This is a genomic window from Sporosalibacterium faouarense (assembly GCF_016765695.1).
Classification (GTDB): domain Bacteria; phylum Bacillota; class Clostridia; order Tissierellales; family VENL01; genus Sporosalibacterium; species Sporosalibacterium faouarense.
In genome coordinates, this window is the sequence record NZ_JAETGO010000040.1 from 1 (window position 1) to 5304 (window position 5304).

The 5304-nt window shown below is 28.3% G+C and carries 10 protein-coding genes; 8 read left to right on the forward strand and 2 right to left on the reverse strand.

The features are described 5' to 3' along the window. Positions 1-227: 227 nt before the first annotated feature. Both JMO20_RS07735 and JMO20_RS07740 read right to left on the reverse strand, forming a co-directional pair. Positions 228-443 (reverse strand): helix-turn-helix domain-containing protein, encoded by a 216-nt coding sequence (locus tag JMO20_RS07735; RefSeq protein ID WP_202708975.1) that lies wholly within the window; start codon positions 441-443, stop codon positions 228-230. A 12-nt stretch (positions 444-455) separates the two neighbouring features. Next, a complete protein-coding gene (locus JMO20_RS07740; protein WP_202708976.1) occupies positions 456-1013 on the reverse strand; it encodes a DUF2975 domain-containing protein in 558 nt (185 codons plus the stop codon). A gap of 205 nt (positions 1014-1218) precedes the next feature. Here JMO20_RS07740 and JMO20_RS07745 point away from each other — a divergent pair, with 205 nt between their 5' ends. The 8 genes from JMO20_RS07745 (at position 1219) to JMO20_RS07780 (ending at position 5176) form a co-directional block, all read left to right on the forward strand. Continuing rightward, positions 1219-1449, forward strand: coding sequence for a hypothetical protein (locus tag JMO20_RS07745; protein ID WP_202708977.1), 231 nt, complete (start codon positions 1219-1221; stop codon positions 1447-1449). A 122-nt stretch (positions 1450-1571) separates the two neighbouring features. After that, positions 1572-2267 (forward strand): DUF421 domain-containing protein, encoded by a 696-nt coding sequence (locus JMO20_RS07750; protein ID WP_202708978.1) that lies wholly within the window; start codon positions 1572-1574, stop codon positions 2265-2267. Further along, on the forward strand, positions 2264-2644 hold the full coding sequence (locus tag JMO20_RS07755) for a DUF4363 family protein (protein WP_202708979.1): 381 nt from the start codon (positions 2264-2266) through the stop codon (positions 2642-2644). The genes JMO20_RS07750 and JMO20_RS07755 overlap by 4 nt, the downstream gene beginning before the upstream one ends. 167 nt (positions 2645-2811) lie before the next feature. Then, positions 2812-3387, forward strand: a complete 576-nt coding sequence (locus tag JMO20_RS07760; RefSeq protein ID WP_202708980.1) for an RNA polymerase sigma factor — start codon at positions 2812-2814, stop codon at positions 3385-3387. Further along, the gene (locus tag JMO20_RS07765; protein WP_202708981.1) at positions 3377-3706 is read left to right on the forward strand and encodes a hypothetical protein; all 330 of its coding nucleotides are present in this window, start codon (positions 3377-3379) and stop codon (positions 3704-3706) included. Before JMO20_RS07760 ends, JMO20_RS07765 begins: the two co-directional genes overlap by 11 nt. A 160-nt stretch (positions 3707-3866) precedes the next feature. Continuing rightward, on the forward strand, positions 3867-4223 hold the full coding sequence (locus tag JMO20_RS07770; RefSeq protein WP_202708982.1) for a zinc ribbon domain-containing protein: 357 nt from the start codon (positions 3867-3869) through the stop codon (positions 4221-4223). Positions 4224-4234: 11 nt separating this feature from the next. Continuing rightward, positions 4235-4645, forward strand: a complete 411-nt coding sequence (locus JMO20_RS07775) for a hypothetical protein (RefSeq protein WP_202708983.1) — start codon at positions 4235-4237, stop codon at positions 4643-4645. Positions 4646-4705: 60 nt separating this feature from the next. Next, positions 4706-5176 carry a hypothetical protein gene (locus JMO20_RS07780; RefSeq protein ID WP_207753461.1) on the forward strand — a complete coding sequence of 157 codons (471 nt, stop codon included), beginning with the start codon at positions 4706-4708 and terminating at the stop codon, positions 5174-5176. Positions 5177-5304: the final 128 nt, after the last annotated feature.

The window sequence follows — 5304 nt, forward strand, 5'->3', positions numbered from 1 at the left end:
GTAGGGACTACGGGATGAGCCTGTGGAGAGTCAAATAAGACCTTGCTAACATAGAAGGCACAGATCTATGAAGCAGGAAAAATTCTTAGATAAGACTAAGAAGCCATCGCTTCTAAGCCGATAGGTGAAAGTGGTGGAGGTTCACTAGTGAGGGTGGGTAAGGGTGATTTAAATTAAAAAATAACTATATATAAAAAAAGTAGGATGACAATGTCATCCTACTTTTTTTAAATTTCATCATCATCTATATATTCTAATATATCCCCTGGTTGACAATCTAGAGCTTTACATATTGCATTTAAAGTGGTAAAGCGAACAGCCCTTGCTTTATTATTCTTAAGAATAGATAAGTTGGCATTAGTTACTCCTACTTGCTCAGAAAGGTCATTGAGGGAAATTTTCCGTTTTGCCATCATGACATCTAAATTAACAATAATAGCCATTGTTTTTTCCTCCTAAATAGTTAGTTCATTTTCTTCTGCAATTTTAGTAGCAATTTTGAAAATCTCTCCGAAAACCAATATTATGATACCACAAAATATCATTGTAGTGTTTAATTTGAAAACTATATCTAGAGTTATATTATGATTAGAAAGACTAACAACATCTACGACTTTTTTAGCGGCACTATAACTATAGATTGACCACACAAAAGACATTAGTATAACTGAAACTCCTATGCTCCTAATTCTGCTAACATTTTTAGTAATAAAAACATCATTTTCTGAAAAGCTTTTAAATAGCCTTCTTAGATTATAGATAATAAAAAGTAAAATTAAATCATAGGAAAATACAGAAAATATTAAAGCTGTTCCTGGCATTATATTTTTATCAAATCGAAATACCATTGAACCAAATTCCAAGCTAAGATGAGGCTTGAAATCAACAATTTTTGTAGTCATAGCCAGAAAGTAAAAAAGTGCAACTGCTAATATTATAGTTATTAAAATAAAAATTATCATTAGAATGGAGTTTAGCTTAGATGATATAGATTTTTCTCCTATTACTTTCATTATATATCTCCCTTCGATTCTTATTTCTTAATATAATAATAGCATACAATATAATAATAAACAATATATTATTCGTGAAAAACATAAATAATTTAATAAAAAAGAATAAAAAATTATTGATAAACAATAAATAGTATGCTATTATTAAATCACAGAAGGAATTATCTGAGAATAATATCTTTTAAGGAAGAGGGTGAGGGATATCATGACACAGGATATGATTGCATTAATTATCATCATTCCACTATTCACAATCTTTATGGTTTTTATTATTGCAAAGCCAAAAATAATATTAAATTTACAAAAGAAAATATATATGAAGTTATTTGACGTAGAAATCAATTATTCAAATAAGACAGAAAAGATTTTTCGTGGCATAGGAATATGTATTGCATTATTCAGCTTATTAGCTGCATATATGCAGCTAATGAACTAATTCCATAAATGAACTAGTTATGTAGAAGTTATATTAGAATAGCTTAAGGAATAAAAAGATGGCTTTTAGCCCAAAATTAAATAGTAAGAGAAAAATATTCTTAATGGAAAGGATATTGATAAATGATTATTGTTTTTATAAGGGCTATACTACTATATATTTTTGTTTTAATTACAATTCGGATAATGGGAAAAGGAGAACTGGCAGAAATGCAACCCTTTGAACTAGTTATAATTCTTATGATAGCAGAGCTTGCTGCTCTGCCAATGGAAGATCTAGGAACACCGCTATTGGAGGGTTTTGTAGCTATTGGAACCTTATTGATATTACAAGTTTTAGTTTCATATTTAAACTTGAAAAGTCAAACTATAAGAAAAATAGTATGTGGAAAGCCTAGTATAATAATTAATAAAGGAAAAATTGATGAAAAAGAGTTGAAGCGTTTAAGAATTAGCATTAATGATTTAGTTGAGCAATTAAGATCAAAAAATTATCCATCAGTCCAAGATGTTGAATTTGCCATATTAGAAACTAATGGAGATTTAAGTATAATACCTAAAGCTAATAAAAAAACAGTGACAATTGAAGATTTACAGATAGCACCATCATATGACGGATTACCTACATCCCTTATTATTGATGGCAATGTACTATATGACAATCTAGATGAATTAGGATTGAGTGAAAAGTGGCTAATGAGCCAATTAAAAGCACAAGGGTTAAGCTCTCCTAAAGAAGTACTTTTTTCTTTTGTTGACGACAAGAAGGAATTGTTCACTCATAAAAAGGATAGTAAACAAAGGAGTAAAAAGATATGAGGGCATTGATTATTTCAATAATATTAATATTGCTAATAGGGATTGGCTGGCTATTGGTCCTAGATTCAGTAACTGAAAGCACTGATTTTTTCATTGATAGCTTGGAAAAATTAAGTGAAGACATTAATAATAATAACTGGGAATCAGCTAATAATCAATTTCAAAAGATAGAAAAAAAGTGGAATGAAATTAGGGATAACTGGAGTGTTTTATTAGATCACCATGAGATAGATAATATTGATCTATCTATGTCAAAAGCAAATCAATATGTCAAATCGAAAAGTGACGTATTGTCTTTAGGAGAAATAGAAACTCTAAAGAAGTTATTTGGAATTGTAAAGGAGAATGAATCTTTAACATTGACAAATATATTATAACTAGCATGAAAGAGCTATATTAGAGGATACTAAAAGGAATTATGCCTTTTATGTATTCTTTTTTTTATGCCTTTTAAAGGTATAAATAAAAAAAGAAAGAAATATCTAAAATAATCGAACTTTTCTAAAAATCATCCGTAAACATTATATGAAGGGAGGAGGTAAGATTGTCAGATAAAGAACTTATACAATTGTTCAATGACGGTACGTTGTATGCGTCTGATATACTAATTGAAAAATATAAATCCCTTCTGTACAGGCTATGCAACAAATTAACAAAGAATATAAGTGATGCAGATGATCTTTTTCAAGATACTTGGCTTAAAATATTTAAAAACTTAAATAAATATGATACTAAAAGTTCCTTCGAAAATTGGATGTACACCATATGTATAAACACATATAAAGATAAATACAACAAAAAGAAAAGGTGGTTAAACCTAGTAAAAGATTACTTTTCAGATGATGAAAAGGATATTGAGTGGAAGCGTATAGAATCTACTGATGAGTTGCCAGAAGATCATATTATTGAAAAAGAAAATAGTGATACTATAAAAGAAAAAGTTGATAGTTTGGATGATAAATATAGGATTCCTATAATTCTCTATTATTTTAAAGAATTTAGCTATAATGAAATCTCAGAAATATTGAACATACCAATTGGTACTTTGAAATCTCGATTGAACACAGGAAGGAAAATATTAAAAGAATTGTTGAAAGAGGTGGAGAATCATGAAGGATGAGAAAATTGATGATATATTAAAGGACTATTTTTCTGAAGAAATGGAGCCATCTCCTAGACTTGTGGAAGAAACTCAAGGGCATGTAAAAAAGCTATATTATAAAAGAAAAAGAAATATTAAATTAAAGGTAATTCTATTAATGATTTTTAGTGGATTATTATTCATTTTACAGGGCTATTTTTTATTAAATAAATATAGCTTAAATATAATAACCTTAAGCATATTACATTATCTCTTTAGTGGGGTTTTTATGTTCCTTACTATAGTTGTTTACTACCATAGGGATATATTTTGGAGATTTTTCAGCTTAGATACTTAATAGTAGTGACAATATCACCAAGTTTAACTTGATATATAAACGAGGAAATTGCATATTAAAATTTTTTGCAAGATTATATCCTCTTGTAAATATGCAATTTTCTCAATCAAGGATTAACAAGTAAGGAATATTTTGTGAATGAAAAGAGGAGTGATAAAAAATGATTAACTTAAGTTACATTTTCACAATAGGAATATTATTAATAGTTTTTGGAATATTGACAGGAGTAGGAGTATTTGTTTATAGGGATGCTCCGAAGAATGGCATGGATAGAAAGCTTTGGACTATTGTTGCTTTACTAGTTCCAAATTTTATGGGATTAATTGTATATCTGATTGTCAGAAGTAATAAGGGCAAGGAAAAGTGTGTTAAATGCGGTAAAGAAGTTGAGAAGGATTTTAAAGTGTGTCCCCATTGTCTACATGATAGAACTCTTAGGTGTCCAAATTGTCACAAAGAGGTGGGAGAAGATTGGAAAATTTGTCCCTATTGTTCTACTAATTTGAAGGAAAATTAGGAGGTATTAAAATGAGGAATTTTAATAATAGAAAGATATTTTTATTAATACTGATTATAATATTTAGTATGATATTTGCAGGATGTTCATCCTTTAGCGGATTCAAAATAAAATCCTATGGGAATTCCACCTCAAATAGTATGAAATATACCTATGGATATTTAAATGGAGAATATAAGGTTAGCTTTTATATAAAAAAAGATGTAACAATTGAGGTCGATTATGACATTGAAGTGGAAAAAGGTAATTTAGTTTTAAAATTAATTGATAGTGACGGTAATGAGATATGGACAGTAAAAGCTAATGAAGATAAAAAAGGTAAAAAACAATTCAAATTTGATGAATCGGGAAGATATAAAATTATAGTAGATGGAAATAAAACTAAAGGTAGCTTTAATGTTAAGTATAATGAAGTGAAATAAACCAGTATATAAATATAGGAATAGGAAGTGAGAGCTATAATGGAGAATAAATATGACTTTATGGAAGTTCAAAAACCATCCAAAACAGTAATACAAATATTTTTATTGGTATTTATGATTTCTTCATTGACCATGATTATCAACTATTTAATCTTAGAAAACTACACTATACAGCTATTTACAATAATATTATCATCTATTATGTTATTCTTTTTAATTTTATCCCATATATTAAAATTAACTGTAATGATTAACGAAGAAGGCATCAGATATAAGTGCAGACCTTTTCATGTAAGGACTAAAATCATACTCTTTGAAGATATGCAAGACATAAGGATAGTTAAATTAAAAGTTCCATTTCGTTACTATGGGTTCACAGTAAATTATGGATTAAGAGGAAGTATATTTTTGTTTGGTGGATATGATGGAATAGTTATTAAGAAATTAAATCGTAAGATAGTTGTTTTGGGAACTAAAAGGAATACAGAAGCACAAGAAATTATTAAAAAAGTTACGAGGCAAGATGCTTAGAATATCATTAAGGTAAATGAAAAGACTATGAGACAGATAGAATTTGTCTATAGTCTTTTTATTTGAATTTATCTTTTGATAAGACTCCCACTTCTATAAGTGGGAGAGAAGACTTCTCTTCAGGTGGA